This window comes from Corynebacterium neomassiliense, assembly GCF_900626215.1.
Lineage (GTDB): Bacteria > Actinomycetota > Actinomycetes > Mycobacteriales > Mycobacteriaceae > Corynebacterium > Corynebacterium neomassiliense.
The window spans coordinates 2,278,567-2,305,477 of the sequence record NZ_LR131106.1 but is presented as its reverse complement, the minus strand read 5'-3'; the positions used below and the strand labels follow the sequence as shown (position 1 = coordinate 2,305,477).

Annotated in this window: 21 protein-coding genes and 2 pseudogenes; 11 read left to right on the top strand and 12 right to left on the bottom strand. The window is 66.3% G+C overall.

Translation table 11 applies throughout. The features are described from left to right. Nucleotides 1-13: 13 nt before the first annotated feature. Entirely contained in the window at nucleotides 14-1,150 is a 1,137-nt protein-coding gene (locus tag E0E18_RS10105; RefSeq protein ID WP_237559811.1) for a zinc-binding alcohol dehydrogenase family protein, read from the top strand. Between the two features lie 9 nt (nucleotides 1,151-1,159). Here the strand turns inward: E0E18_RS10105 and E0E18_RS10100 are convergent, their stop codons facing one another. The 3 genes from E0E18_RS10100 to nrdI form a co-directional block, all read right to left on the bottom strand. Then, a complete protein-coding gene (locus E0E18_RS10100; protein ID WP_110482233.1) occupies nucleotides 1,160-1,942 on the bottom strand; it encodes an acetoin reductase in 783 nt (260 codons plus the stop codon). A gap of 306 nt (nucleotides 1,943-2,248) precedes the next feature. After that, nucleotides 2,249-3,271, bottom strand: a complete 1,023-nt coding sequence (gene nrdF / locus E0E18_RS10095; RefSeq protein ID WP_078057245.1) for a class 1b ribonucleoside-diphosphate reductase subunit beta — start codon at nucleotides 3,269-3,271, stop codon at nucleotides 2,249-2,251. Then, a complete protein-coding gene (gene nrdI, locus E0E18_RS10090) occupies nucleotides 3,268-3,825 on the bottom strand; it encodes a class Ib ribonucleoside-diphosphate reductase assembly flavoprotein NrdI (protein ID WP_130840615.1) in 558 nt (185 codons plus the stop codon). The genes nrdF (E0E18_RS10095) and nrdI overlap by 4 nt, the downstream gene beginning before the upstream one ends. A 238-nt stretch (nucleotides 3,826-4,063) precedes the next feature. Between nrdI and E0E18_RS10085 the strand changes: the two genes are divergently transcribed. Together E0E18_RS10085 and nrdE are read left to right on the top strand one after the other, a co-directional pair. After that, complete coding sequence (locus E0E18_RS10085) at nucleotides 4,064-4,600, top strand: flavin reductase family protein (protein ID WP_130840613.1); 537 nt, start codon at nucleotides 4,064-4,066, stop codon at nucleotides 4,598-4,600. Beyond that, nucleotides 4,590-6,749 (top strand): annotated as a pseudogene (gene nrdE / locus E0E18_RS10080) (class 1b ribonucleoside-diphosphate reductase subunit alpha). The gene E0E18_RS10085 and the pseudogene nrdE overlap by 11 nt, the downstream one beginning before the upstream one ends. Before the next feature lie 183 nt (nucleotides 6,750-6,932). On the opposite strand, the gene E0E18_RS10075 reads toward nrdE, so the two are convergent. Further along, nucleotides 6,933-7,430, bottom strand: coding sequence for a ferritin (locus tag E0E18_RS10075; RefSeq protein ID WP_066589753.1), 498 nt, complete (start codon nucleotides 7,428-7,430; stop codon nucleotides 6,933-6,935). Between the two features lie 480 nt (nucleotides 7,431-7,910). Here E0E18_RS10075 and nrdF (E0E18_RS10070) point away from each other — a divergent pair, with 480 nt between their 5' ends. The 3 genes and pseudogenes from nrdF (E0E18_RS10070) (at nucleotide 7,911) to E0E18_RS14510 (ending at nucleotide 12,855) form a co-directional block, all read left to right on the top strand. Next, nucleotides 7,911-8,909, top strand: a complete 999-nt coding sequence (nrdF, locus tag E0E18_RS10070; protein ID WP_110481745.1) for a class 1b ribonucleoside-diphosphate reductase subunit beta — start codon at nucleotides 7,911-7,913, stop codon at nucleotides 8,907-8,909. A 244-nt stretch (nucleotides 8,910-9,153) separates the two neighbouring features. Beyond that, nucleotides 9,154-10,848 (top strand): annotated as a pseudogene (gene ctaD / locus E0E18_RS10065) (aa3-type cytochrome oxidase subunit I); the annotation flags it as partial. Between the two features lie 60 nt (nucleotides 10,849-10,908). Beyond that, nucleotides 10,909-12,855, top strand: a complete 1,947-nt coding sequence (locus tag E0E18_RS14510) for a phosphoenolpyruvate carboxykinase (GTP) (RefSeq protein WP_130841398.1) — start codon at nucleotides 10,909-10,911, stop codon at nucleotides 12,853-12,855. Between the two features lie 45 nt (nucleotides 12,856-12,900). Here E0E18_RS14510 and E0E18_RS10055 read toward each other — a convergent pair whose 3' ends face one another. From E0E18_RS10055 to serS, 4 genes are all read right to left on the bottom strand, one after another. Next, nucleotides 12,901-14,100, bottom strand: coding sequence for a low temperature requirement protein A (locus tag E0E18_RS10055; protein WP_237559732.1), 1,200 nt, complete (start codon nucleotides 14,098-14,100; stop codon nucleotides 12,901-12,903). Nucleotides 14,101-14,135: 35 nt separating this feature from the next. Continuing rightward, entirely contained in the window at nucleotides 14,136-15,050 is a 915-nt protein-coding gene (locus tag E0E18_RS10050; protein WP_227871306.1) for an HAD family hydrolase, read from the bottom strand. A gap of 14 nt (nucleotides 15,051-15,064) precedes the next feature. Further along, a complete protein-coding gene (locus E0E18_RS10045) occupies nucleotides 15,065-15,994 on the bottom strand; it encodes a lysophospholipid acyltransferase family protein (RefSeq protein ID WP_130840611.1) in 930 nt (309 codons plus the stop codon). 65 nt (nucleotides 15,995-16,059) lie between these two features. Then, complete coding sequence (gene serS / locus E0E18_RS10040) at nucleotides 16,060-17,334, bottom strand: serine--tRNA ligase (RefSeq protein WP_066586368.1); 1,275 nt, start codon at nucleotides 17,332-17,334, stop codon at nucleotides 16,060-16,062. A 32-nt stretch (nucleotides 17,335-17,366) separates the two neighbouring features. On the opposite strand from serS, the gene E0E18_RS10035 reads away from it, so the two are divergent. Then, nucleotides 17,367-18,392: a septum formation family protein gene (locus E0E18_RS10035; protein ID WP_078057241.1), complete on the top strand. Its 1,026-nt coding sequence runs from the start codon at nucleotides 17,367-17,369 to the stop codon at nucleotides 18,390-18,392. 5 nt (nucleotides 18,393-18,397) lie between these two features. Then, nucleotides 18,398-18,745: a metallopeptidase family protein gene (locus E0E18_RS10030; protein ID WP_130840609.1), complete on the top strand. Its 348-nt coding sequence runs from the start codon at nucleotides 18,398-18,400 to the stop codon at nucleotides 18,743-18,745. Nucleotides 18,746-18,798: 53 nt separating this feature from the next. On the opposite strand, the gene E0E18_RS10025 is transcribed toward E0E18_RS10030, so the two are convergent. From E0E18_RS10025 to pheA, 3 genes are all read right to left on the bottom strand, one after another. Continuing rightward, nucleotides 18,799-20,346 (bottom strand): MFS transporter, encoded by a 1,548-nt coding sequence (locus E0E18_RS10025; protein ID WP_130840607.1) that lies wholly within the window; start codon nucleotides 20,344-20,346, stop codon nucleotides 18,799-18,801. Between the two features lie 152 nt (nucleotides 20,347-20,498). Next, on the bottom strand, nucleotides 20,499-21,485 hold the full coding sequence (locus E0E18_RS14210; protein WP_130840605.1) for a histidine phosphatase family protein: 987 nt from the start codon (nucleotides 21,483-21,485) through the stop codon (nucleotides 20,499-20,501). After that, complete coding sequence (gene pheA / locus E0E18_RS10015; RefSeq protein ID WP_130840602.1) at nucleotides 21,482-22,468, bottom strand: prephenate dehydratase; 987 nt, start codon at nucleotides 22,466-22,468, stop codon at nucleotides 21,482-21,484. The genes E0E18_RS14210 and pheA overlap by 4 nt, the downstream gene beginning before the upstream one ends. Nucleotides 22,469-22,507: 39 nt before the next feature. Between pheA and E0E18_RS10010 the strand changes: the two genes are divergently transcribed. Both E0E18_RS10010 and E0E18_RS10005 read left to right on the top strand, forming a co-directional pair. Further along, on the top strand, nucleotides 22,508-23,992 hold the full coding sequence (locus E0E18_RS10010) for an amidase family protein (protein WP_130840600.1): 1,485 nt from the start codon (nucleotides 22,508-22,510) through the stop codon (nucleotides 23,990-23,992). 40 nt (nucleotides 23,993-24,032) lie between these two features. After that, nucleotides 24,033-24,815 (top strand): CPBP family intramembrane glutamic endopeptidase, encoded by a 783-nt coding sequence (locus E0E18_RS10005; RefSeq protein WP_130841394.1) that lies wholly within the window; start codon nucleotides 24,033-24,035, stop codon nucleotides 24,813-24,815. A 19-nt stretch (nucleotides 24,816-24,834) separates the two neighbouring features. Here the strand turns inward: E0E18_RS10005 and E0E18_RS10000 are convergent, their stop codons facing one another. Further along, nucleotides 24,835-25,290 (bottom strand): hypothetical protein, encoded by a 456-nt coding sequence (locus tag E0E18_RS10000; protein WP_202616720.1) that lies wholly within the window; start codon nucleotides 25,288-25,290, stop codon nucleotides 24,835-24,837. A gap of 174 nt (nucleotides 25,291-25,464) precedes the next feature. Here E0E18_RS10000 and E0E18_RS09995 point away from each other — a divergent pair, with 174 nt between their 5' ends. Then, the gene (locus tag E0E18_RS09995) at nucleotides 25,465-26,823 is read left to right on the top strand and encodes an LCP family protein (protein ID WP_130840598.1); all 1,359 of its coding nucleotides are present in this window, start codon (nucleotides 25,465-25,467) and stop codon (nucleotides 26,821-26,823) included. Nucleotides 26,824-26,911: the final 88 nt, after the last annotated feature.

The following is a 26,911-nucleotide window of genomic DNA, read 5'->3' as shown; positions in this document are numbered from 1 at the left end:
CGGCATGACTGACATGCCCTCCCCGGAAGCTTCCGCCCGCCCCTCCGCACAGGCTGCGCCCCTGCCCGCCACCATGCACGCTGTCGCGGTGACGGAAGCCTACCCCGCCACCGACCCCCGCTGCCTCACCGATGTCGTCACCGGGGTTCCCGCGCCCGGACCGCACGACCTTCTCGTCAAGGTCGCTGCAGTGTCGGTCAACCCGATCGACACGAAGATGCGTCGCCGGGCCGCCGCAGCCGTCGCCGCCGGTGAGCAGCCAGTCCTCGGCTATGACGCCGCCGGCACTGTCGTCGCGGCCGGCACCGGTGTCACCCGTTTCGCGGTGGGGGACGCCGTGTTCTACGCCGGGTCACAGCTGCGCCCCGGGACGAACTCCCGGTTTCACGCGGTGGACGAGCGCCTTGTCGGACATGCCCCCACGTCACTGCCACCGGAGGACGCCGCCTCCCTGCCCCTGACCTCGCTGACAGCCTGGGAGGCACTGTTCGAGCGACTGGGGGCAGGGCTGGACAGCGGGGTGGCCCCTGACCCGGGTAGTCCGGCATCCCTGCTGGTCGTCGGCGGTGCCGGCGGGGTGCCGAGCATCATGGTGCAGCTCGCCCGGGCACTGACCGGGCTGACGGTCATCGCCACGGCCGGTCGGGACAGGTCAAGGACCTGGATGGCGCGCATGGGCGCGCACCATGTGATCGACCACCGGAAAGGGCTCGCAGAGCAGATCGCCGCGCTGCAGAAGCCGGTGGCGTCCGGCGGACATGATCTGCCACCGGTGAGGTTCGTGTTCTCCTCGCAGTCCTCCGGACGCTCCGGTGACCTCGCCGCGCTGATGGCACCGGCCTCCCACCTGTGCCTCATCGACGACCCGGAGTCCTTCGACCTGGGTGCGTTCAAGCGCAAGTCTGTCTCCCTGCACTGGGAGTCGATGTTCACGAAGGTGATCTACGGTTCCGGTACCGACGCGGACGCCACGGTCGACCCGGCGTCCCAGGGGAGGATCCTGGACCGCATCGCCGACCTGGTGGACACCGGGCGCATCGTCCCGACCACCGGGGAGGTCCGGGAGGGGATGGACGCAGCCACCCTCGCAGGCGCCCACCGCGATCTTGAGGCCGGTCACGTCACCGGCAAGATCGTGGTGCGGGTGTGATAGCAGCCGTCAGTTGTAGAGCATGCCGCCGTCGACGAGCAGCACCTGGCCGGTGACGTAGTCAGCGTTCGGACCGGCGAAGAACGACACCACACCGGCGACATCCTCAGGCGTCTCGATACGGCCGAGGCTGATCGAATCGACGTTCTCCTTGAGGTTCTGGCCGCGGGGCTTGCCGTTGATCTCGGAGAGACGCTCGTCGATGAGGTCCCACATGCCGGTGCCGACGATGCCGGGGGCGTAGGCGTTGACCGTGATGCCCTTGGGCGCGAGTTCCTGGGCGGCGACCTGGGTGATGCCACGGACAGCGAACTTCGACGCGGAGTAGGCGCCGAGGATCGGGAATCCCTGGATCGCGGCGATGGAGGCAGCGGAAATGATGCGGCCCTTCTTGCCGAGCTCCTCGAACTTCGCGGCCGCTGCCTGGATGCCGAAGACGACACTGTTGACGTTGATGGAGAAGATCTTGTCGAGATCCTCACCGGTGATCTCGAGAACCGGCTTGACCTGCGCGATACCGGCGTTGTTGACGATCACGTCGAAGCTGCCGAGCTGGTCGGCCGCGGCGTCGACGGCGGCGACGATGTCGTCTTTCTTCGAGACGTCAGCTGCGACGAAGATCGCACGACGGCCGAGGGCCTCGATCTCCGCGACCACGCCCTTACCCTTCTCCTCCTGGAAAGGCAGGTCGGCGACGGCGATGTCGAATCCGTCGGCGGCGAGCTTCAACGCGATACCACGGCCGATGCCCTGGCCTGCGCCGGTGACGAGTGCTACACGGGGTTCACCCATGACTGTTCCTTCCGAAGTTTCTTCTGAATTGTCGGCGTCCGACAGATTCTGCCGGTACACAGCGCCCCAGGGTAGCCCCGTTTCGGCACTCACTTTCCACTTGTCAGCGTGGCCCTGCCCACATTTGTGCCGCCTTCGGACCTGATCTCGCCTGACCTGGCGTGACCTGACCTGATCCTGCCTGATCCGGGTCGGGCACAGTCCGACCGGCCGCCGGTGACAGCTGCATCCACACGCAACGGGGGTGCCCGTCAGGGGTGACAGCGGATGCGACAGGATCTCCGGCAGGCGGTGCCGGCGGGCGGATCAGAAGTCCCAGTCGTCCTCCACCGTCACCTCAGCCCGCCCCATGACGTAGCTCGACCCTGAACCACTGAAGAAGTCGTGGGTCTCCGAGGAGTCCGGGGTGAGCGCGGCGATGATCTCCGGCCCCACCTTTGCCGACCGCTGCTCATACTGCGGCGTGTAACCGAGGTTCATCAGCGCCTTGTCCGCGTTGTAGTGGACGAACGCGTCCACACCCGCATAGGTCAGGGGAGCATCCGGCTGGTCCGTGACCAGGGAATACAGGTCCTCCGAGTAGTTTTTCTCCAGGTCGAGGAGCTCCGCGGTGAAGCGGTAGGTGAAGTCCTCCATCTCCGCCACCCGGTCAGGGTGTGCCTCCAGACCACGCTGGTACTTGTACCCGGAGTAGTAGCCGTGCACAGCCTTGTCGCGCAGGATCAGCCGGATCATGTCGGCGGTGTTCATCATCACCCCACGGCTGGAGTACCACAGCGGCAGATAGAAACCGGCGTAGAGCAGCAGTGACGACAGCAGAGTGGAAGCCACCTTCCGCTTCAACGGATCCGTTCCGACGTAGTGGCGCATCACCGCGGTGGCCCGGGGCTGCAGCCGTCGGTTCTCCACGGCCCAGGTGTAGGCGTCCTCGATCTCCCCGGAACTGCACATGGTGGAGAACACCGAGCTGTAACTGCGGGCGTGGACAGCCTGCATGAAGGCGATGTTCGCGTACACGGCCTGTTCGTGTTCTGTGCGGGCGTCCGGGATCTGACTGATCTCACCGACTGTGGCCTGCACCGTGTCCAGCAGGGTCAGACCGGTGAAGACACGGGTGGTGAGGGTTCGTTCGGCGTCACTGAGAGCACGCCAGTCCGGGAGGTCATTGGACAGCGGGACCTTCTCGGGGAGCCAGAAGTTGCCGGTCAGTCGTTGCCACACCTCAAGATCCTTGGGGTCCTCGATCCGGTTCCAGTTCACCGGACGCAACGGGACGGTGGAACCCGGACGCCACTGGGGCGGTGTCTGGGAATGGTCGGTGTAGGTCATGCGGTCTCCCTGTCTTCTGTGCTGTGGTCGTGAACTGCGGTCCGGTCAGGCCGGTCTTCTTCCGGGCTGCCCCTGTGGGGTGTTTCCCTGTGGGGTCTGTCCCTGTCCGGCACGTCTGTGTCAGCTGTCCCGGAACGCCAGAACTCCGTGACCCCCTCGCGGACGGTCTCAACGTCGCGCCGGGTGCCGAGGAGTTCGAACCGGTACAGCTCAGGCACCCTGCACTTCGCGGAGATGATTCTCCCTGCGGCGCAGTAGGCTTCTCCGAAATTGATGTTCCCGCTGGTGATGACGCCGCGGATCCAGCGTCTGTTGTCCGGGTCGTTGAGGAAACGGATGACCTGCCGGGGCACCGCCTTCCCCTCGTCCCCGCCCCCGTAGGTGGGGGTGAGCAGGATGTACGGCCGTCGGACAGAGAGGGGATCATCCTTCCTCCGCAGTGGTATCCGGGCGGCCGGGAGTCCGACCGCCTCGATGAAACGTCTGGTGTTCTCCGAAGCCGAGGAGAAGTACACGAGGAAGGGGCTGCTCCGCCCCCCAGAGTTCAATACCATGAACTTTAATGTACCACTCCTTGGATTCCGTGCTACTCTCGTCGTCATCCCGGCACCCCGGCACCGGAGACGCCGGGGGACGCCGCAGACCACGAGCAGCACCCCCAGAGGAGTACCGAATGCCCTGCATCACCGATGCGCCGACAACGACGACCACCACAGCCGGTCCACCGTCGGCCGTCCCGCCCGACCGAACAGGACTACGGCCGACAGACGCCGTCGCCGGCGGTGCAGCCGAGTGACAGCCACGGCAGAAGGCTTCCGCAACCTGTTCCGGCAGACGCCCCAGGCCGTGTGGGTCCTCACCACCCGAGACAGCGACGGCGTGCCCTTCGGTGTCACAGTGACGTCACTGACTCCGGTCTCCTCAGACCCGCCCACCGTCACCTTCGCGCTGCACAGCACCTCATCCGTCCTTCCCGTGTTCGCCGAGTCACCGCGCATCCTCGCCCAGGTGGTCTCCGTGGACGGAGAAGACACCGCCCGGCACTTCGCCGCCCCGGGCATGGACCGCTTCAGCACAGTCGAGGACTCCCACGGACCGGGAGGCCTCCCCGCTGTCGAAGACTGCTGCGGGCGGATGCTCATCCGTGTCGACCGCGTTCTCCCCGTCGCCGACAGCGCCCTGTTCATCGGCACCGTCCAGGTCACCTGGATTCCGCTGGACCCCCGGGAGCCCGCCGTCTACCGCAACAGGACCTACACCAGAACCGACGCCGGGTCCCAGGGAGATCCGGTGCTCCAGAATTTCAGGATGGGACATGATGACGACTGATCTCGGTAAGACTGTCGCGGAGCCGGTGGACCGGGCTGACCAGCTGGACTACCATGCGTTGAATGCGATGCTGAACCTGTATGACGGTCAGGGCCGTATCCAGTTCGACAAGGACCGGGAGGCGGCGAACCAGTTTTTCCTGCAGCATGTGAACCGGAACACGGTGTATTTCCATGATCTGGAGGAGAAGCTGGGGTATCTGGTCGACAACGACTACTACGATGCTGCGGTGCTGGACCGGTATGATCCGGGGTTTGTCAAGGGGTTGTTCAAGCAGGCGTATGCGCACAAGTTCCGGTTCCGGACGTTTCTGGGGGCGTTCAAGTACTACACGTCGTACACGTTGAAGACGTTTGACGGCAGTCGGTACCTGGAGCGGTACGAGGACCGGGTGTGCATGGTGGCGTTGGGGTTGGCTGACGGTGACGAGGGGTTGGCGTCGCGGTTGGTCGACGAGATTATCGAGGGTCGGTTCCAGCCGGCGACGCCGACGTTTCTGAATGTGGGTAAGGCTCAGCGGGGTGAGCCGGTGAGTTGTTTCCTGTTGCGTATCGAGGACAACATGGAGTCGATCGGCAGGTCGATCAATTCGGCGTTGCAGTTGTCGAAGCGTGGGGGTGGGGTGGCGTTGCTGTTGAGTAACATCCGTGAGGTCGGTGCGCCGATCAAGCATATTGAGAATCAGTCGTCGGGTGTGATGCCGGTGCTGAAGGTGCTGGAGGATTCGTTTTCTTATGCGCAGCAGCTGGGGGCGCGGCAGGGTGCGGGTGCGGTGTAGCTGCATGCGCATCATCCGGATATCATGCGTTTGCTTGACACGAAGCGGGAGAATGCGGACGAGAAGATCCGGATCAAGACGTTGTCGTTGGGTGTGGTGATTCCGGTTGTGACGTTTGAGTGGGCGCGTCGTAATGATGACATGTACCTGTTTTCTCCGTATGATGTGGAGCGGGTGTACGGTCGTCCGTTTGCGGATGTGTCGGTGTCTGAGCATTATGATGAGATGGTGGAGGATCCGCGGATCCGGAAGTCGAAGATCAATGCCCGGCAGTTTTTCCAGACGTTGGCGGAGATTCAGTTCGAGTCGGGGTATCCGTACATCATGTTCGAGGATACGGTGAATCGTGCGAATCCGATCGAGGGTCGTGTGACGCATTCGAACCTGTGTTCCGAGATTTTGCAGGTGTCGACGCCGTCGGAGTTCAATGATGATTTGTCGTATGCTCGGGTGGGGGATGATATTTCGTGTAATCTGGGGTCGTTGAATATTGCTGCGGCCGTGGATTCCCCTGATTTTTCGTTGACGATTGAGACGGCGATTCGTGGGTTGACGGCGGTGTCCGACCAGACGTCGATTGATTCTGTGCCGTCGATTCGTCAGGGTAACGAGCGTTCTCATGCGATTGGTCTGGGTCAGATGAATCTGCATGGTTTCCTGGGGAGGGAGCATATTTTCTACGGGTCGGAGGAGGCTCTGGATTTCACGAACGCGTATTTTGCGGCGGTGATGTTCGAGTGTCTGCGGGCGTCGAATGTGCTGGCTCGTGAGCGGGGTGTGCGGTTCGGTGGGTTTGAGTCGTCGGAGTATGCGTCGGGTGCGTTTTTTGACCGGTATGATCCGGAGGAGTTTGCTCCGGTGACGGCGCGGGTGCGGGAGATTTTTGAGGGGTCGTCGATTCGTGTTCCGTCGGTGGGGGACTGGGCGGAGTTGCGGGCGTCGGTGATGGAGTTCGGTCTGTACAACCGGTATCTGCAGGCGGTGCCGCCGACGGGGTCGATTTCGTACATCAATAATTCGACGTCGTCGATTCATCCTATTGCGTCGAAGATTGAGATCAGGAAGGAGGGGAAGATCGGGCGGGTGTATTATCCGGCGCCTCATATGGACAATGATAATCTGGAGTTTTTCCAGGATGCGTATGAGATCGGGTATGAGAAGATTATTGACACGTATGCTGTGGCGACGAAGTATGTTGATCAGGGTCTGTCGTTGACGTTGTTTTTCACGGATGATGCGACGACGCGTGATATTAACCGTGCGCAGATTTATGCGTGGCGGAAGGGGATCAAGACGTTGTATTACATCCGGTTGCGGCAGACGGCGTTGACGGGCACTGAGGTGGAGGGGTGCGTGAGCTGCATGCTCTGACCCGTGTCACGGCACTGACCGGAGTGCAGACCGTGCCGCGGACCGCAGCAGTGGTCACAGTGCGGACTGTGGCACAGACCGTGCTGCGGAGTTCAGCGTCTGCGCCTGCCCGGGTGACATACAGCTGAAGGGCCCGGCGCAACCGTGACGGTTGCGCCGGGCCCTCCGTGGACCGGCCGGCTGCTAGGCCGAGGTGCGTGCACCGAGCTTGGCGTCGATGCGGAGGAGACCGGAACCGTCGTTGCCCACGACCTTGATCCAGTCGATGATGTCGTTGACGGTCGACTCTTCCTCGATCTGCTCCGCGAGGAAGAAGTTGATCAGGGACCGCGAATCGATGTCGCCGGTTTCATCGGCGACGCGGGCGAGGTCACGGATCATCGCGGACACCTTCTGCTCGTGGGCGAGAGCGGCCTCGAATGCGTCGAGCGGGGTCGCGATCTTCAGCGACGGCAGTTCGATGTCCGTCAGGTCGACACGTGCCTCACGGTCGAGAAGGTGGTCGGCGAACTTCTGTGCATGGGTCCGCTCCTCGTCTGCCTGGGCGCGGAACCAGTCCCGCATGCCGAGGAAGGACAGACGGTCCATCTCGTAGGACAGCTGGCTGTAGATGAGTGACGCCTGGTGCTCGGCGACGACCTGCTTGTTGACTGCTTCCTGGAACTTCTCGTTGATGCTCATACCGGCAACCATACTGATCGGATCATCCTCTATCTAGACCATTTAGCCTTACCATTGCTTATATGTGCAGGTAAACAGGCGTGTCTGACCTTAGTGAACTTTGGCTGCACTCTTGTGTGTGTCTACTAAAACATGCAGGTCATATAGGGTTTCTGTAGCTGTCGGGAGTGCCTGCCGGCAGTTCGGGACTCCGGCCCCTCGAAGGCAGGTATCGTTTACCTTGTTCGGGGCACCTCAAAACGGGGGTAGGGGTGTGTTCTGTGGCTACCGTGACGGGGAGGCGGAAGGTTTTCCGGCACTGCCCCCGACCCTTCTCCGGTGGGGTGCCGGGAAGGCTCTCGACAGTGTGACCGGGACCTCTGAGGCAGGTGGTGCAACCTGCCGTGGGCCGGGATGGAGATGGGGTACGGTGAGGGTTGTGCCGGGCCACGGGGGAGTACCGGGCCGGGCGGAGAATCCGCACTACAGCAGGAGAGCCGTATGACGACGTCGGGACAGATCACCACTCCGGTCCACCACCGGGCGGGAGGTCGGGTGACCGCAATCAACTGGAACACCATCGCCGATGAGAAAGACCTCGAGGTGTGGGACCGGTTGACCGGAAACTTCTGGCTTCCGGAGAAGGTGCCGCTGTCCAACGACATCAAGAGCTGGGGAACGCTGAGCGAGGCGGAGAAGCGGGCCACCATGAGAGTGTTCACCGGCCTGACGATGCTGGACACGATCCAGGGCACGGTGGGTGCGACCAGTCTCATCCCGGATGCCCTGACCCCGCACGAGGAGGCGGTCTACACCAACATCGCCTTCATGGAGTCGGTGCACGCGAAGTCCTACTCGTCGATCTTCATGACCCTGGCGTCCACCCCGGAGATCAACGACGCCTTCCGCTGGTCGGAGGAGAACCAGAATCTCCAGACCAAGGCGGACATCGTCCTGAACTTCTACCAGGGCGAGGATCCGCTGAAGAAGAAGATCGCCTCCACCCTGCTGGAGTCCTTCCTCTTCTACTCCGGCTTCTATCTGCCGATGTACTGGTCCTCGCACGCCAAGTTGACCAACACCGCCGACGTGATCAGGCTGATCATCCGCGACGAGGCGGTGCACGGGTACTACATCGGATACAAGTACCAGCGTGAGCTCGAGAAGGAGACCGCGGCGCGCCAGCAGGAGCTCAAGGACCACACGTTCGAGCTGCTGTTCGACCTCTACGACAACGAATGCCAGTACACCGAGGACCTCTACGACGACCTCGGGTGGACAGAGGATGTCAAGCGCTTTCTGCGGTACAACGCCAACAAGGCGCTGAACAATCTCGGATACGAAGGTCTGTTCCCGGCCGACGAAACCAGGGTTTCGCCGTCAATCATCTCCGCCCTGAACCCGGGTGGCGACGAAAACCATGACTTCTTCTCCGGATCGGGGTCGAGTTACGTCATCGGCAAGGCTGAGAACACCACCGACGACGACTGGGAGTTCTGAGGCCGGGGTGCCGGTGAGGGGGTACCGCCAGCTGCCCGTCAGGAGGTCACCACCCCCGATCGCGCAGCCCCGACCGGCCAGGGGGGTTCCGGCTATCAATATCAGGACGCACCTATTACCATGGGTTGCAGTCTGCGCTGGATGGGTCGGCGGAGGTGACGACTTCGCCGCCGAGCCACACACCGTGCAGTTCATTCAAAGGGAGCCGTCCCGACGAGCGGCTCCGCGTAGTCAGGAGGATTGAATGACCGCAGTAGCGCCTCGGGAAGACCATCCGGTCGCTCCCACACGGCCTGCTCCGCAAGGCGGGAAGTCCCTCAAGGGCAACCACGCCTGGAACATACTGACGACCACCGACCACAAGCAGCTCGGGATCATGTACATCATCATGTCCTTCTGCTTCTTCTTCATCGGCGGTCTCATGGCCCTGCTGATCCGCGTGGAGCTGTTCCACCCGGGCATGCAGTACCTGTCCAACGAGCAGTTCAACCAGCTGTTCACCATGCACGGCACGGTGATGCTCCTGCTGTACGGGACCCCGGTCGTGTGGGGTTTCGCGAACTACATCATGCCGTTGCAGATCGGCGCCCCTGACGTCGCCTTCCCCCGCCTCAACGCGCTGGGATTCTGGCTGACCACCTGGGGCGGCGTGCTCATGCTCTCCGGGTTCCTCACCCCCGGTGGCGCCGCCGACTTCGGCTGGACGATGTACATGCCCCTGGCGGACGCCATCCACAGCCCCGGGGTCGGTTCCAACCTGTGGATCCTCGGTGTCGGTGTCGGCGGTGTCGGCACCATCGCCTCGGCCATCAACATGATGACCACGATCCTGTGCCTGCGCGCCCCGGGTATGACCATGTTCCGGATGCCGGTCTTCACCTGGAACATCCTGGTCACCTCCCTGCTGGCCCTGCTGATCTTCCCGCTGCTCACCGCGGCAGCTCTCGGCGTCCTGTACGACAGGCTCCTGGGCGGTCACATCTACGACCCGGCCAACGGTGGTGCACTTCTCTGGCAGCACCTGTTCTGGTTCTTCGGCCACCCCGAGGTCTACGTCCTGGCACTGCCGTTCTTCGGAATCGTCTCGGAGATCTTCCCGGTGTTCAGCCGTAAGCCGATGTTCGGCTACGTCGGCCTGATCTTCGCCACCCTGTCGATCGCGGCCCTCTCCCTGGCAGTGTGGGCGCACCACATGTTCGTCACCGGTGCGGTACTGCTGCCGTTCTTCTCCTTCATGACCTTCCTCATCGCCGTGCCGACCGGTATCAAGTTCTTCAACTGGCTGGGCACGATGTGGAAGGGCCGGATCACCTTCGAGACCCCGATGATCTTCGCACTCGGGTTCTTCGCGACGTTCCTCTTCGGCGGCCTCACCGGCGTCATGCTGGCCTCCCCGGCACTGGACTTCCACCTGTCGGACACGTACTTCGTGGTCGCGCACTTCCACTACACCCTGTTCGGCACCATCGTGTTCGCCTCCTACGCCGGCGTCTACTTCTGGTTCCCGAAGATGACCGGCCGGATGCTGAACGAGAAGCTGGGCAAGATCCACTTCTGGCTGACGTTCATCGGCTTCCACACCACATTCCTGGTGCAGCACTGGCTCGGCAACATGGGCATGCCCCGGCGCTACGCCGACTACCTGGACTCGGACGGTTTCACCACCCTGAACCAGGTCTCGACCATCGGCGCACTGATCCTGGGTGTCTCGGTCCTGCCGTTCATCTGGAACGTGTTCAGCTCTTGGCGTTACGGCGAGGTCGTCACCGTCGACGACCCCTGGGGTTACGGAAACTCGCTGGAGTGGGCGACCTCCTGCCCGCCCCCGCGGCACAACTTCGACTCCCTGCCGAAGATCCGTTCCGAGCGGCCCGCCTTCGAGCTGCACTACCCGCACATGGTCACCCGGATGCGCGAGGAAGCGCACGTCGGACGGCACTTNTTTTTGTCCAGGCAGAAGACGGCATACGGGATAGGAGCCCGTCTCGTGGGCTCGGGGATGTGTATAAGAGACGGGACCAGAAGTACACAGAATCACAGGAACAGAAGAAGGATTACCGTGACACTGCAGAACACCCGGGCACCACAGATCCCCGACAGCGTGCCCGAAGGCCCGGTACGGGACTTCATCGCACACTGGGCGGAGATCACCCGCCCCGACCGTGTCGTCGTCGTCGACGCCTCCGACGACGCCTCCCTGCTGGAGGAAGCCCTCGCCGCCGGCGAACTCCACCCGGCAGGTGACGGACGCTACTACTCCCGCTCCCACCCCAGGGACACCGCACGCTCCGAGGAGAGGACCGTCGTAGCCACCTCCGACCCCTCCGACGCCGGCGTGTACAACAACTGGCGTCCCGCAGAAGAGGTGAAGGCCGAACTCACCTCCCGACTGCAGGGTGCGTCAGCGGGTCGGACCATGTACGTCGTCCCCTACCTCATGGCCGTTCCCGGTGGCCCTCTCGCCCGCCACGCGCTCGGTGTCGAACTCACCGACGACCGCACTGTCGTCCTCCAGATGATCAGGATGGCACGGGTCAGCACCCGCTTCCTCGAGGAACTCGCCGAATCCTCCGACCCCGGCTACTTCGTCCGCGGCGTCCAGGTCTCCGGCGACCCCGAGAGCCTCGGTCAGGGAACCGACGACGACCAGCGTCTGTTCGCCACCCTCGCCGATGAACGGACGATCATCCACTACGGGTCCGCCTACGGTGGAAACGCCTTGCTCGGCAAGATCGCCCACGCACTCCGCCTGGCCTCCTACGACGGTCGCCGCACCGGGGACTTCCTCGCCGAACAGTTCATGCTCCTCGGCGTCACCGACACGCTCACCGGGAAGACCTGGCACGTCGCGGGAGGTTTCCCCAGCGCCTCCGGGAAGACCAACCTGGCGATGACCCTGCCCCCCGACGCCCTGGGCGACCGGTACCGTGTCATCTTCTACGGCGACGACATCGCCTGGATGTGGGTCGGAGACGACGGCCGGCTCTACGCCATGAACCCGGAGAACGGCGTGTTCGGCGTCGCCCGGGACACCAACAGCCGCACCAACCCCGCGGCAATGGAGGCCGTCCGCCCCGGCACCGGCACCATCTTCACCAACGTCGCCTACAACGAACTCACCGGCGACGTCTGGTGGGAGGGAAAGACACCCGACACACCGGAGGACACCACAGGCTGGAGGGACTGGACCGGCACCCTCATCGACGACCGGGACCCCTCCGACCGTGATGCCCCGTGGGCCCACCCCAACAGCAGGTTCACCACCGCCCTCAGCAACGTCACCACACTGGCACCCGACGCCACCGACCCCGCCGGAGTCCCGGTCGACCTCATCATCTTCGGCGGCCGCACCAGGGACCGGGAACCCCTCGCCCGGGTCGTCGAGGGCAACGCCGCCGGAGTCTACGACGGTCTCACCCTCGGCGCAGAGGCCACCTTCGCCGCCGAAGGTCTCGACGGACAGCTGCGCTACGACCCGATGTCCATGCGCCCCTTCCTCTCCTACCCCGAAGGCGACTACGCACGACACTGGCTGGACATCCTCGGCCGGCTGACCGAACCTCCGACCTTCGCCCACGTCAACTGGTTCCAGCGCGACCCCGACGACGGTCACTACCTGTGGTCCGGATTCCGGGACAACCTGCGGGTCCTGCTGTGGCTGCTCGCGTACCGCGAAGGCACGGTCACCGGCATCCCCACCCCCGTCGGTGTCGTCCCAGCCGCCGGTGAACTCGACCTCACCGGCCTCGACATCCCGGCCGACGACCTGACCCGGCTGCTCAGCATCGACCCTGTCCGCTGGGGGCAGGAGATACAGGCCCGGAGCGTACACCTGTCCGCATTCGCCGACCTGCCGGAAGAGATATCCGGGGCACACCGCGACACCGCCGCCGCCCTCGCCGACAGCATGCCCTCCCCGGACGGCGCTCCGCACGACAACAGCTAGGAGGAGCCCACCGCAGCAGGGAGGACGCCACGGAAGAACGCGGCGTCATTCCTGCTGTTCCGCCCCGTCAGGACCCGCCACCAGCACAGCCACCACCAGGACGAGAACGACGGCACTCCACGCGGTGGGCACCGGGATCAGGGGATCCAGGAAGACGAGCAGGGCTGCCAGCGGAACCACCAGATTGACCAGCCTGCTGCCGACAGGTCGTATCACCAGCAGCCAGACACCTGCCATGAACACCGCGACGGGGAGAGTGACCGTGAAACTCGTCGCGATCTCCCCCAGTTCACTGTGCCCGGTGATGCTGCTGATCTCAGACTCGATTCCCGCCGACAGGGCACCCGCCGCAGCAAAGATGAAGTAGTGGCCGTAGCCGTACACCAGTGAATGCGCCATGTCGGAGATCCTCCCGTGGTGCGGCGCCCAGAAATATATCCACCACAGGCACGCCGTGACCGTGAACGCGAGCACCGCCAACGGCACCAGCTCCCCGAGGTACTCCCCCTCATGGAGCGCCTCGATGATCGCGTTCGCGGACCCCAGAAGACTCTCACCCATGAGAATGAGGGTGAACAGGCCGTAGCGCTCGGTGATGTGACGGGCATGCCAGGGCGTACGGCCCCGCCGTTCGGCGATGACCGGGACGGTAAGCTCCGCCGCCACCAGGACAAGGAAAACCACGGCCTGCGCCTGGCCGGGGAGGAACAACCAGGCCACCCAGAGCACCTGTACTGCGGCGATCCCCCCGGCGTACACCCGTGCCGCCCGCCCCGCAGCACCTCCGGCCCGTGAGGCCCGGAGCCACTGGCTGACCATTGCCAGCCGCATGACGACATAGCCGACGACCACCAGCCGGAAGTCTCCGTCGGAGAAAGCCGGGGGGATACCGGCCGCCAGGACAAGGACCCCGGCCATCTGGACGAAGGTCATGACCCGGTACAGCCAGTCGTCATTGTCGAAACTGGTGGCGAACCAGGTGAAGTTCATCCACGCCCACCAGACCGCGAAGAAGATCATCAGGTACGAGGAAATTCCGTGCCGGACATGCCCCTCCACAAGAGATTCGTGGAGGTTCGTACTCGCCAACGACACTGCGATGACGAAAACCAGGTCGAAGAAAAGCTCAAGGGTACTCGCGGCGCGGTGCCGCTCGCCCGGATCACGGGGACGCACGGGACTGAGGTGGAGACGGGTGCGCGACGGTACCGGGGAGTCTGCTGATGCCATGGAGCTCGATGCCATGGAGGTCAAGGTACGGGCCGAGGGGCCGCGCCGCATCAGAACCAGCGTTCGAGCACTTCCGCCACACCGTCATCGTCGTTGGACACGGTGTGGTGGACCGTGGCGTCCCTCACCTCAGGTACGGCGTTGCCCATCGCCACCCCGAACCCCGCCCACCTCAGCATCGCCAGATCATTGGGCATGTCCCCGAACGCGACGACCCGGGCAGGGTCGATCCCCGGCACAGCGTCCGCGCCGACATCCCCACCTGAGGCGTCACCCAGGGCGTGCGCCAGTCCGGAGAGTTTCGTCACCCCGGGAACATTCACCTCCAGCAGCCCGCCGTCGAAAGACCAGGTCACATGGGCGTCATCCGGGTCGACGACAGGTTCCACCAGGTCGAACATGTCCGCCGAACCCAGGCCCTCGTGACGGACCAGCAGTTTCACCGCCGGACTGGACAACAGCCGGTCCCGGGTCTCCACGGCGTGCTCCTCAGAGTCCCAGGCGTGGGGGAAGGCCGGTTCTACGGCGAACAGTTCGTCGGCACGGTCGAAAGCGCTCGTGCCGGTGCGTTCCACCGCGAAGCTCACCGGGCCCAGTCCCCGACGGGCGAGGACCGGGCCGGTGGCGTCGACAATGTCCGACGCCACCCTCCGCAGCACCGACGGGGAGAGTTCCGCCGCGTAGGTGACCCTGTCGGTGGCTGAATCGTAGACGACCGCACCATTGGCGCAGACACACACCGGTGACAGGCCGAGCTGCTCGACGACCGGGAGAATCCAGCGGGCAGGACGCCCCGACGCGGGAATGAACCGCACCCCGTCAGCGACGAGCCGGCCGATGACCTCCCGTGTCCGCGGTGAAACCCGGTCCGCCGAGGTGAGCAGAGTACCGTCCAGGTCACTGACGACCAGCGTCGGGCGCGGTGCCGCGACCGGGGCCTGGACCGGTGCTGCGACCGGGGACACTCCCGGGCCCGCGGTCAACGCCTCAGCAGTTTCTTCCACAGCGGCTTCTTCCCCGCCCTCTCCGGGTGGGCCCTCAGTTCGGCCTCGCGGGCGGCGCGTTCCTCACGCCTGCGTCGGGCGTCCTCCCGGTCCCTGACGGTGGCGTCCTCCAGTGTGGGGGCGGAACCGCCGAGAGACGCGGGCATCCAGAACTCCCCGGGAGGGAACGGCCCGTAGAGCTCCGTGTACCTGGCGCGGACCCGGTCGAGCCGGGAGGTCATCGCTTCGCGGAGACGGCGGGTGTCCTCCCGGGCGTCCCCGGTGAGCTCCACCGGCTCTCCGACGTCAACGACCAGGCAGGCGTTCCGTGGACGCCACACCGGCTTGCGGCCCTTCGTCCATATCCGCTGTGAACCCCAGAGGATCACCGGGATCAGCGGGACACCGGCGTCCCGGGCTATACGCGCGGCCCCGTCCTTGACCTCCTTGATCTCGAAGGAGCGGGAGATGGTCGCCTCCGGGAAAATACCGATGAGCTCCCCGGCGGCGGCCCGTTGCGTCGCCTCACGGACGGAGGCGGCGCCGTCCGCCCGGTCCACGGGGATGTGACGGCATCCGGTCATGGCCGCGCCGGCGAGAGGATTGTCCCAGATCTCCTTCTTCGCCATGAAGCGGACCAGCCGGCCCCCCTGGTATGCGGCGGGGATGCCCCCGAACACGAAGTCCCAGTACCCGGTGTGGTTCACCGCGAGCACCGCCCCTCCGGTGGCGGGGATCCGCTCAGGATGGCGGATCTCCACGGTGAGGTGCTGCATCCGACGCATCCACAGTTTCGCGAAGGGGATGATGATCCTGCCGTAGAACAGTTCCCGCGACTCGGGGTGCGGAGGCGTGTCCGGCACCTCGGGAATGACCGTGAACCCCTTCGGGAGCCAGAAGTGGTCACGGGGGAGCTTGAGAACCATGGGAGTCTCTACCTCTTCGGTGTGGTCGTCAGCGGATCAGGGCGTTGTCGGCGGCAGTCAGGCAGTCACCTCGTCGCCGGTGTCAGAACGTCCTTGCCGATGAACGGGCGCAGGGCCTCCGGCACGACGACGGACCCGTCGGCCTGCTGGTTGTTCTCCAGGATCGCCACCAGCCAGCGGGTGGTGGCGAGGGTGCCGTTGAGGGTGGCGCAGATCTGTGCCTTACCGTTCCCGTCACGGTAGCGGGTCCTGAGACGCCGCGCCTGGAAAGTGGTGCAGTTCGAGGTGGAGGTGAGCTCACGGTAGGTGTTCTGGGTGGGGATCCAGGCCTCCGTGTCGAACTTGCGGGACGCCGAGGACCCGAGGTCACCTCCGGCGACGTCGATGACACGGTAGGGGACCTCGACGGCGGCGAGCATGTCCTTCTCCATGGCCAGCAGCTGCTGGTGGACGTCCTCCGCCTCCTCGGGCCTGGCGTAGACGAACATCTCGACCTTGTCGAACTGGTGGACGCGCAGGATACCGCGGGTGTCCTTGCCGTAGGACCCGGCCTCCCTGCGGAAGCAGGAGGACCATCCGGCGTACTTCAGGGGCCCGTCAGACAGGTCGATGATCTCGTCGGAGTGGTATCCGGCGAGGGCGACCTCGGAGGTCCCGACGAGGAAGAGATCGTCGGTGTCCAGGTGGTAGATCTCGTCCGCGTGGGCTCCGAGGAAGCCGGTGCCCGCCATGATCTCGGGGCGCACCAGCACCGGCGGGATCATCAGCTTGAAGCCGTGTTCCACCGCCTTGCGCGCAGCGAGCTGCAGCATCGCCAGCTGCAGCAGGGCACCGTCACCGGTGAGGAAGTAGAAACGGGCGCCGGAGACCTTCGCACCGCGTTCCATGTCGATCAGTCCGAGTGACTCGCCCAGTTCAAGGTGGTCCCGGGGCGTGAAGTTGAATTCGCGCGGGGTGCCGATGTGTTCGAGGACGACGAAGTCGTCCTCACCGCCGGCGGGGGCACCGGTGACGATGTTGGAGATCTGGTACTGGAGGTCATGGACCTCCTGCTCGGCGGCGGCCTCGTCCGCCTCGATCTTCTTCACCCCCTCCGAGAGTTCTCTTCCCTTCGACTTGAGGTCGTCACGTTCCGCGGGGGTGGCGTCCTTCATCTTCCCGCCCATCGCCTTCGAGAAGGCCCTGGCCTCTGCGCGAGCGCTGTCCGCGGCGGCGATGAGGTCACGTCGCCGCTGATCGGCCTCCAGAAGCCGGTCGACCAGGGACGGGTCCTCGCCACGGGTACGCTGGGATTCGCGGACGACGTCAGGGTTCTCCCGGAGGAACTTCAGATCAATCATGGCCTCCAGCTTAGCGGCAGTGCCGTGACACAATGGACGGCATGTCCTCCGAAGCGCTTTCGCCTGTCCGTCGACGTCGACGTCGACGCACTCTGACGGTACTGCTCGTCGCGTCCCTGTGCGGCGGGACAGGCGCCGCCACCTACGCGGCACTGAGCCCTGACGGTTCGAGCCCGGTCAACCCCACCCCGCCCGGCCCCACCGGAAGCACTGTCGCCGCCCCTGTGTCCTTCACCGACGCGCAGGCGGGAAGCTGCCTGAACTGGACCCAGGACGGGCCGGTGACCAGGGATATCGTGACTGTCGACTGTGCACAGCCCCACCGTTTCGAGGTGGCGACGCGTGAGGATCTCTCCCAGTACCCCACCAGTGAATTCGGCCCGGACGCCCCCCAACCGGACCTGCAGCGCCAGCAGCAGCTCACCGAGGAACTGTGCACCGCCCCGACAACGGACTATCTCGGAGGGAAGCTCGACCCGACGGGCAGGTACACGATCTCCCCGATTCTCCCCCCCGCCGAGGGGTGGGCGGCCGGGGACCGCACCATGTTGTGCGGAGTGATGGTCACTGACGCCGACGGCACCGCCCTGGAGGTCACCGGCGTGGCCGCAGGCTCGGACCAGTCGAGGTTTTCCGCGGTGGACACCTGTGTCCGCGCCGTCGGCGACACCGCCTCCGAAGTGCCCTGTGACCAGCCCCATTCGTGGCAGGTGACGAAGGTGGTGAACCTCGCGGACAACTTCACCGGGGCGTGGCCCACGGTCGACGAGCAGAACCGGTGGCTGTCCGGGGTCTGTCAGACCGCCGCCGTGGACTACCTCGGCGGCGGTGACGCCGGAGATGAGGCCCTCTACCAGTCCACACTCGTCCCGTTCTGGACCACGATGACAGAGGATTCCTGGGACGCCGGGTCCCGTACCGTCAACTGTGCACTCACCAAGGACAGTGCAGGACCGGAGGGGCAGTCCTTCGCCGAGATCGTCGGAGACGTCCGCGGCGCGTTCACCCTGGACGGTCAGGCGCCTGAACCCCAGCCTGCGCGCAATCCGAGGAGGTGACCGGTGTGGTCGAGGTGACCGACGAGGAGTTCGGCGAACTGGTCGACCGCGGGCTCGGGATGATCCCCCTGAGACTGCTCGACAACCTGGACAATGTGGCGATAGTTGTCGAGGACCGCAACGAGGAGGACCCGGACCTGCTGGGCCTCTACCACGGAGTGGCGCTCACCGAACGCTCCGTGGAGTGGCCGACCTATCTTCCGGACAAGATCAGCATCTACAAGGACGCCCTGTGCCGCTGGTGCCGGACCCGCGACGAACTCGCGGAGCAGGTGGCGGTGACCGTGGTACACGAGATCGGCCACCATTTCGGGATCTCGGACGCCCGGCTCCACGAGCTGGGCTGGGGCTGACTTCCCGGGCCCGGCGCGACCTGCGCCGGCCCCGTGTGCTGCGCCGGTCTCTCCTACTGCCCGGCCCGGTCGTCTGACCGGTCGTCTGACCGGTTGTCGTCGGTGTCCCTGACGGGCATGGTCGAGACATCGTATTTCTCGTTGTCCGCGAAACCCTCGAGCACACCCTCGACCTCGTGGTCGTGGTCGACGACCGGCATGGAGCCCAGCAGGTTGCGGCCGGCCGACTCCCGCATGCAGTACACGCCGACTCCTCCCACCAGGCAGGCGAACATGATGTAGTACGCGCCGGCGTAGTCGGTCCCGAGAATGCTCTGCAGTGCGGTGATGACGAAGCCCGTGGTGCCTCCGAACAGGGCGACGGCAATGTTGAACATCAGACCCATCGCCGTGTACCGGCTCGCCGTCGGGAACAGTGACGGGAGGGCGGACGCCTGGATCGACACCTGGAACATCATGATCAGTCCGATGATCATCAGTCCGGCGAGTGTGGACCACACCCGGTCCATCATCATCAGGGAGAAGGCGGGGATCGCGAAGACGACACCGACGGCACAGCCGGTGATCATCACGGGTCGGCGGCCGACACGGTCGGACAGGGCGCCGAACAGCGGCAGCCCGACAGAGACGATGATGAGCACGGGCACCAGCAGGGCGTTGCCGTGGACGGTGTCGTAGCCCAGGGTCTCGGTGAGGTAGGTCGGCATGAAGGTCGTGAGTGCGTAACCGACAACCTGGGCGCACATCACCAGGGCGGACCCGGTGAGGATCTGCGGCCAGAAGTTCCTGAACAGGTAGCTGATCTGACCCCGGAAACTGGTGTCTGAGCTGCCGGAGGTGGCGGTGTCCGCGCTGACCGCGGCGTCCCCGCTCCCGGTGGTGCCGGCGGAATCTCCGCTGCGGCTCTCCTGCACGGCCTCGAAGGCGTGGGATTCCTCGATGTGGGAGCGCATGTACAGTCCCACGAGTCCCAGCGGCAGGGCCACCCAGAAGGCGACACGCCAACCCCAGGACTCCATCTGGGCGTCCGAGGTGGACAGTTCCAGCACCGTGACCAGCGCCGCGGCGGCCGCGAAACCGAGATAGGACCCGAGATCGAGGAACGAGCCCCAGAATCCCCGACGCCGGTCCGAGGCGTACTCGGCGATGAAGGTCGCCGCTCCCGCGTACTCTCCACCGGTGGAGAATCCCTGGACGAACTTCAGCAGGATCAGCAGGACCGGGGCGGCCACACCGATCTGCTGGTAGGTCGGGAGACAACCGATGAGGAATGTCCCCACCGACATCATGATGATCGTGAACGCGAGGATCCTCTTCCTCCCGATCCGGTCACCGAGCGGTCCCAGGACCAGTCCGCCCAGTGGCCGGACAAGGAAGGTGACCGCGAGGGTGGCGAAGGTGGCCAGGCCGTCCCACGGTTCGGGCAGGGGGAAGAAGTGGAGGGTGATGTAGACCATGACATAAGAGAAGACCCCGATGTCGAACCACTCCATGAAGTTCCCCAGCAGGGTGGCGCGCAGCGCCTTCTTCATTTTCATCTGGTCCACGACGTGTATGTCGCTCGCCTGGATCGGCGCCGTGGAGGGTGCATTGTTAGCCACAATGATTCCTTCCGATAGTCGAACTTGATCGACCGTACCGGAAAATGTCGGGGAAACTACGCCGGAGCCTCAGGAAACCGGGGTCACGGTCCCCGCCGCGACCCCTCCCACATGCCGGCACCGCACCCGGACCACGGTCACATCAGACCAGGTCACGCCAGTGACGGTGGCTCTCCGAGACCCGCCCAGTCAGTGACCTTCCAGGGTTCCCGCACAATTTCGGGAAGGTAGTCCCCGGTCCACAGCATCGGCGCGTCCACCGTCGGCAGTTCCGGCACCGTCAACGAGTCCGGGACCTCCAGCTCCACCCGGGCGGTGTTCGCCAGGTCCGTCCGGACCGCGTACCCGGGATCGACCCTCCCCAGGTATCCCGCCACAAGCCGGATGACGGCTCCGTGACTCACCACGGCCAGATCCGATCCGACGGACCTGACCGCCGCCAGCATCGGCAGCAGGGAGGAAAGGTACCGTCCGACGACCTCCCGGCCGTTCAACGCCCCGGAGACCCGGAGGTCCAGGGCTCCGCCGAGCCAGTCGGCGAAAGTGCGGTGGTAGACCAGGTGGGCCTCAGGGTCGGTGCGCATCTCCAGGCGTCCTGCGGGTATCTCCGAGATCCCCGGGACCGCCCCGGGCACCGCCTCCGGCGGGATCACGGGAAGCTGCCGCTGCGGGGACCCGGACAGGCGGGGAACATCCTGTACCGCTGCCGGCGTCCACTCCGGAGTCGGTTCCTCTGACGGCATACCGTCCGACGGTATCCCCACGTCACCCGTGAGCACAGGCTCCGGCAGGTCCGCCCCGGCGTTCCGGCGGGACAGTCCCCCGTAGCCGGCGACCACCGGAACACCGGTCAGCGATCCTGCGAAAGGACTGCCCGGCGAGGTCGTGTTCAGGTCCACCCCGTAGGCCGCCGCCCCCGCCACGATCCCCGCCGCCGTCTGCCGGGCCCGCAGCGCCAGCGAGGAGACAAGGTACATCCCCGGCGCGGTGCCCCCTGTCTCCACGGCGATCCTCTCACCCGCGGCCCGGGCCTGGTCCCACCCGAGAGCGGTCAGTGACGCCCCCGGCAGGGCGGTGTCCAGGGCCCGGATGACGTTGGAGGTCGTCTGCCCGTGCCGGATCAGCAGCAGGCGGGTCATACTGTCCGGTTCCTTTCCGACCCCGCCTCCGGGTCCAGGTGACCTCCCCGCCTCAGACGGCCCCGCCGCAGGTCACGGATCCACCGACGCGAGTCGGAGTAGTCGGGGGGCACAGACCCGGACGGCCCGCTGACGCCACCGACCCAGCCCTCCTGCGGCCACGACCCCAGGTACCGGACTTTCTCGCAGTACCGGTACAGCCCTGCCAGCGCTTCGGCGACGGCGGCGTCCTCGATGTGCCCCACGATCTCGAGGTGGAAGTCGTAGGTCCCGGCGTGTTCCCGGGTGGGCCGGGATTCGATCCGTGACATGTCCACCCCCCGCATGGACAGTTCCATGAGAGCCTGGACCAGAGACGAGGGCCGGTTGGGGACGCGCAGGACGAAACTGGTCCGGTCGTGTCCGGTGGGGGCCGGTGGGGTCCGGGGTCGGGTGATGAGGACGAACCTGGTCCGGGCGTCCTGAATGTCGGCGACGTCCTCGGCGAGGGGTTCGAGCCCGTGGATCAGCCCCGCCCGCGCCGGTGCGGCTGCCGCGTCGACCGTGCCGGCGGCCACGGCCCCCGCCCCGGCACCGTTGGAGGACGCCGCGACGAACTCCACCCCGGGGAGATTCCTCCCCAGCCACCCGCTGATCTGGTTGTAGGCGACCGGGTGACAGGTCAGGGTCTTCACGTCCTCCGGACGGGTGCCGGGTCGCACGAGGACCGAGAAGGTGACGGGGACGTCGTGCTCCCGGATGATCTGGAGTTCGTCACCGGTGGTGAAGCAGTCGAAGGTCTGGGTGACGGGGCCGTCCACACTGGACTCCAACGCCACGCAGGCGACATCCGCGTCCCCGGCGCGCACCATGTCCAGGGCCTCGCGGGGTGATGAGACGGGAATGTGTTCGGCATCCCCGGGGAGATGACCTGCGGCCGTGAAGTCGGTGACGGCCTGCTCGGTGAAGGTGCCCCGCGGGCCGAGGAAAGCGACGGTGGTCATGTCCTTCAACCTACCTGGCGGAGGCTACGCTGGGTCACCATGGCACCACCCCGGACCCCCGCCACCTCCACCGCCGCGCGACTGCGGTCCGTCCGTGAGTCCACCGGACTGTCGGAGGAGGAACTCGGGGTCGCGAGAATGTACGCGGCACCGCACGTGGACGCCTCAGCCGCCGCCGGTCCACTGTCCGGTACCGAGATCCTCGTCAAGGACCTCCAGCAGGTGGAGGGGGAGACCACGGGCTTCGGCAGTCCGGCCCACGCCTGTACGGCCGCCACCGACGACGCCGTCGTCCGGCACCTCCTGTCGACGGGGGCGTCACTGGTGGGGGCGTCGGTGAGCTCCCAGTTCGGCGCGACCGTCTACACGGAACCGGCACTGGTCGGCGGTGGTGCCGGCCCGGTGAATCCGGTGGATCCCCTGATGACCTCCGGCGGATCCTCGTCGGGGGCGGCGGTGGCTGTGGCGCGGGGGATCGTCGACATCGCCCATGCCAGCGACGGGGGCGGGTCGATCCGGGTTCCGGCAGCCGCGGTCGGGTTGCCCGGCTTCAAGCCCGCCCACCGTGTGGCCGGCGGTCCCCTGCCGGATCCGACGGCGCAGGGCTTCATCGCCGCTGACATCGCGTTGACCGCCCGCGCCTACGGGATCACCGGCGGGGGCCTGTGCACCGCACCGCACCCGGACCCTGCTTCCGCGGTGCCGTTGCGGCTGGGCATGACCACGGTCCCGTTCCACGGTGACCCCGGTCAGGCGGGCCCGACGTCCGTGGACCCCAGGATCACCGCGGCGACGACGGCGGCAGCGGCCCTGCTGGTCACCCATCCCCGGGTCGCCGGGGTCTCCCCGGTCCCCGCGCCGTACCCTCCCGCGCGTTTCGCACTCTTCGCGGAGCTCATGGCCGCCAGGTGCGCCTCCCTCCCGGATCCGCTGGGACCGATGCCGCGCTGGCTCAGGAACCGTGGCGCGCAGCTCACGGCGTCTGACACGGCCTCCGCCGCGTCAGCTGTCAGTCGGCTCCCCGACGAGGTCATGAAGGCGTGGCCGAGGGTGGACGTGGTGGTCACCCCGATGCTGGCCTGCGCCCCTCCTCCGGTCGGCGCGTTCTCGGCACTGTCGTCGGCGGAGTCTCCGGGGCTGGACTTCCTGGCCCAGACGGCGTGGACGCCGTGGGCGACCCTGTGGAACCTCACCGGGTGGGCCGCGCTGTCGGTGCCGCTGGTGCCTGCCGCTCCGGGCAGGTGGCCGGTGTCGGTGCATCTGGGTGCCGTCGGTGACAGGGTGGACGCCGCGACCCTGCTGGCCCTGGGGGCCCACCTTCAGGCCGCGGTCGCGGATCTGGTGGCAGGTGATGACGCCGCGGCCGAGGCTTTCACCTGCCCGAGACCGGGGGATGTCGAGGCGCTGGGGTTCCGGCCTGTCCGGTCGGGGCGTCTGCACGCACACCCGCACGGTCACGGTCACGGTCACGCTCACGCTCAGGCACCCGGCCACTCACAGACGGAGGACGCCCGTGACCGTTGATCTCCGCAGTCTCCGCCGGTGGCTGCACTCCCCCTCCCCGGTGAGCCCCGTCCCGCCCTCCACCGCTACCGGGCGCACCGCACTGCGCTGGGAGATCTTCCTGGTCCTCGCGGTCACTTTCGGCACCTCCGGCGTCCGGGCGGCGCTCCGGCTTCTCGAGGCGGCGACCACCCCGACCAGGCTCAACGAGCAGACCACCACCCTCAACGCCCCGGTATCCACCCTGGCCTGGCTTGACCCGGTGTTCCAGCTCATCAGTTCGGGCGTGCTGCTGGCCTGGGGCGGTCTGGCGGTCCTCCTGCTGCTGCGCCATGTTCCTGTCCGTCTCGCCGGACTGACCGACCCCGACCGTCCGGGGCTTCCCCGCCCCCGTCTGCGGGACGTGCTTCCCGGTGCGGGACTCGCGGCGTTGATCGGACTGCCGGGCCTGCTGTTCTACGTCGCCGCGGTCAAGCTCAACCTGTCCAGGCAGGTCGTGGCGTCCGGGCTGGACTCCTCGGCAGGTGATCTGGCACTGCTGGTCGTCAACGCCTGGGCGAACGGCGTGGCGGAGGAGGTCATCGTCGTCGCCTGGCTGGTGTCACGGTTGCGTCAGCTGCAGGTGCCGTGGGCGTGGGTATTCGCCGCCTCAGCTGTCCTGCGTGGAAGCTACCACCTCTACCAGGGCTACTCCGCGGGGTTGGGGAATGTGCTCATGGGACTGGTGTTCGTCTACTTCTTCTACCGGACCGGGCGTGTGTGGCCGTTGATCATCGCCCACGGGCTGATCGACACGGTGGCGTTCGTCGGCTACCAGGTCCTCGGCGGGGTGCCGGGGCTGTAGCGGCCGCCGATGCCACCGGTCAGTGTTTCCGTCTCCTGTTGCCGCTCTTCCCCTTCTTCTGCATCTGCTTGTTCTGCTTGGTCTGCTTCGACTTCCTGGTCTGCCTGGTCTTCTTTGTCGCCTCCGCCGCCGCGGCGTTGGCGGTGCGGACCATCGGCACGAATCCGAGAATCACAGCCAGGTACGGCACCAGTCCGAGGTATCCCGCCCACTTTTCTCCGACGACCAGGCCGACGACGAGTGCCGCCACCCAGACCACCGCTGTCGCAAGGACTGTCCTGCGTGCCACGGGCAGTGCCGCGAGGTGGCCGGCGGTCCAGGTGGCGTCAGACTTCTTCACCGCCGGCGTCACCAGGCCGAAGCCGCTGTTCCTGTCCAGGTGTCCCCTCGCCGCCGCGCGCAGCATGGAGAACACGATCAGGGCCGCGACGACGGCCAGACCTCCGGCGACCAGTCCCATGGTCTCATCACTCATGGTTCCCAGGGTATCGGCGTTCACCCGGGCGACCGAACCGGGAGCCACCTCAGTCCTCCCCCGCCGGGCCACGCCCCCGGGACGGGCCGCCCCGACCTCTCCNGGACCCGGCCCCGGTGCTCCCCGTCGCCACAGGATGCGTCTGCGCGTCCGTCGGTTCACTAAGCTGTCCCCATGGATCAGCCACCCCGCCCTGATGACGGAGCCGACCTGTACGCCCGGGACCACCGGGGCCGGGTCCTGCGCGACCGGTTCGGCAAACCTGTCATGCGCCGGCCCGACGTGCGCGCCGACGAACCCGCAGCCGGTTCCGGCGGGCAGCAGCCACGGGGACGCCACGAGCGGCCCCCGGCACAGTCCTCCGCCACCGGCGCGGCCGGCCCCGGTGACCCCCGCGGTCCGGGCCCCGAGGGGGTCAGGCCGGAGCCGCCCCGGTACCGGCGTGCGCAGGCCCCGTACCCGCCGCAGGACGCCCCGCGGCAGGCGTACCGCCCCGACCACATGTCACCGGTGGAGAACCGGAGACCTGTCGAAGCTCCTCCCCGCCGGCAGGACCGGCCGTCCGGCCCTCCGCCCGTGCAGTGGCCGGGCTCCGCCCCCGGCCGGAAACGCCGACGCCGCCGACCCCGGCTGCGTCGGATCCTCGGCGTCATCCTCGCCGTGGTGGTCGTACTCGGGGTGGGCACCGCCTGGTGGGTCGATTCCCACCTCAACCGGATCGAGGCACTGACCTCCTACGACGGCCGCCCGGGGAACACGAGCGGGACAAACTGGCTGCTCGTCGGGTCGGACTCGCGCGCCGGCCTGTCCGAGGAGGACGGCGAAAGGTACGCTGCCGGAGACCTTTCCGAGGGCGGCCAACGTACGGACACGATCATTGTCGTCCACGTGCCGGCGCTGGGCGGGCGGCCGACGATGGTGTCCATCCCACGGGACTCCTACGTGGAGGTCCCCGGCTACGGCATGGACAAGATCAACGCCGCCTTCTCCTACGGTGGCCCGCAGCTGCTGCAGCAGACGATCGAGCAGAACACGGGGATGCGTATCGACCACTACATGGAGATCGGGTTCGGAGGGTTCGCCGGGATAGTGGACGCCGTAGGCGGCGTCACACTCTGCCCGAAGGAGCCGATCTCTGACCCGATGGCTGGACTTGACGTCCAGGCCGGCTGCCAGAAGATGGACGGCCCGACCGCCCTGGGATACGTGAGGACGCGCTACACCTCGGACAACGGTGACCTGGACCGGGTGGAGAGACAGCGGGAGTTCCTCTCCGCCGTGATCCGCCAGGCCGGATCATTCTCGACGATCATCAACCCGTTCCGGTCGCTGCCGCTGGTCAATTCGCTGACGGACGCTGTCACCGTGGACACCCGGGACCACGTGTGGCACCTGGCGTCCCTGGGCCTGGGACTGCTGCGCGGCTCCGACCAGCAGACGGTGCCGGTCAGCGGGTTCGCCGACACCGACGCCGGGTCGGTGGTGCTGTGGGACGACGGTGCCGCCGAGGACCTGTTCCGGAAGATGCGCTGATCCGCCGGACGGTGGGTCCGATGGGCGCCTACCGGGCGTGTCCACCCCCGGTGGAAACGGCCCCGGTGGGGACGGCCACGTCACGGAG

Excerpts from the sequence above, each read along its gene's own strand:
- E0E18_RS10105 (WP_237559811.1), top strand. The coding sequence starts at position 14 with ATGCCCTCCCCGGAAGCTTCCGCCCGCCCCTCCGCACAGGCTGCGCCC.
- E0E18_RS14210 (WP_130840605.1), bottom strand. The coding sequence starts at position 21,485 with ATGACCCGCCTGCTGCTGATCCGGCACGGGCAGACGACCTCCAACGTC.
- serS (WP_066586368.1), bottom strand. The coding sequence starts at position 17,334 with ATGATTGATCTGAAGTTCCTCCGGGAGAACCCTGACGTCGTCCGCGAA.
- E0E18_RS14510 (WP_130841398.1), top strand. The coding sequence starts at position 10,909 with ATGTGTATAAGAGACGGGACCAGAAGTACACAGAATCACAGGAACAGA.
- E0E18_RS10000 (WP_202616720.1), bottom strand. The coding sequence starts at position 25,290 with ATGAGTGATGAGACCATGGGACTGGTCGCCGGAGGTCTGGCCGTCGTC.
- nrdF (WP_110481745.1), top strand. The coding sequence starts at position 7,911 with ATGACGACGTCGGGACAGATCACCACTCCGGTCCACCACCGGGCGGGA.
- E0E18_RS09995 (WP_130840598.1), top strand. The coding sequence starts at position 25,465 with ATGGATCAGCCACCCCGCCCTGATGACGGAGCCGACCTGTACGCCCGG.
- nrdF (WP_078057245.1), bottom strand. The coding sequence starts at position 3,271 with ATGACCTACACCGACCATTCCCAGACACCGCCCCAGTGGCGTCCGGGT.
- nrdI (WP_130840615.1), bottom strand. The coding sequence starts at position 3,825 with ATGGTATTGAACTCTGGGGGGCGGAGCAGCCCCTTCCTCGTGTACTTC.
- E0E18_RS10010 (WP_130840600.1), top strand. The coding sequence starts at position 22,508 with ATGGCACCACCCCGGACCCCCGCCACCTCCACCGCCGCGCGACTGCGG.
- E0E18_RS10035 (WP_078057241.1), top strand. The coding sequence starts at position 17,367 with ATGGACGGCATGTCCTCCGAAGCGCTTTCGCCTGTCCGTCGACGTCGA.
- E0E18_RS10100 (WP_110482233.1), bottom strand. The coding sequence starts at position 1,942 with ATGGGTGAACCCCGTGTAGCACTCGTCACCGGCGCAGGCCAGGGCATC.
- pheA (WP_130840602.1), bottom strand. The coding sequence starts at position 22,468 with ATGACCACCGTCGCTTTCCTCGGCCCGCGGGGCACCTTCACCGAGCAG.
- E0E18_RS10075 (WP_066589753.1), bottom strand. The coding sequence starts at position 7,430 with ATGAGCATCAACGAGAAGTTCCAGGAAGCAGTCAACAAGCAGGTCGTC.
- E0E18_RS10045 (WP_130840611.1), bottom strand. The coding sequence starts at position 15,994 with ATGGTTCTCAAGCTCCCCCGTGACCACTTCTGGCTCCCGAAGGGGTTC.
- E0E18_RS10055 (WP_237559732.1), bottom strand. The coding sequence starts at position 14,100 with ATGGCATCGAGCTCCATGGCATCAGCAGACTCCCCGGTACCGTCGCGC.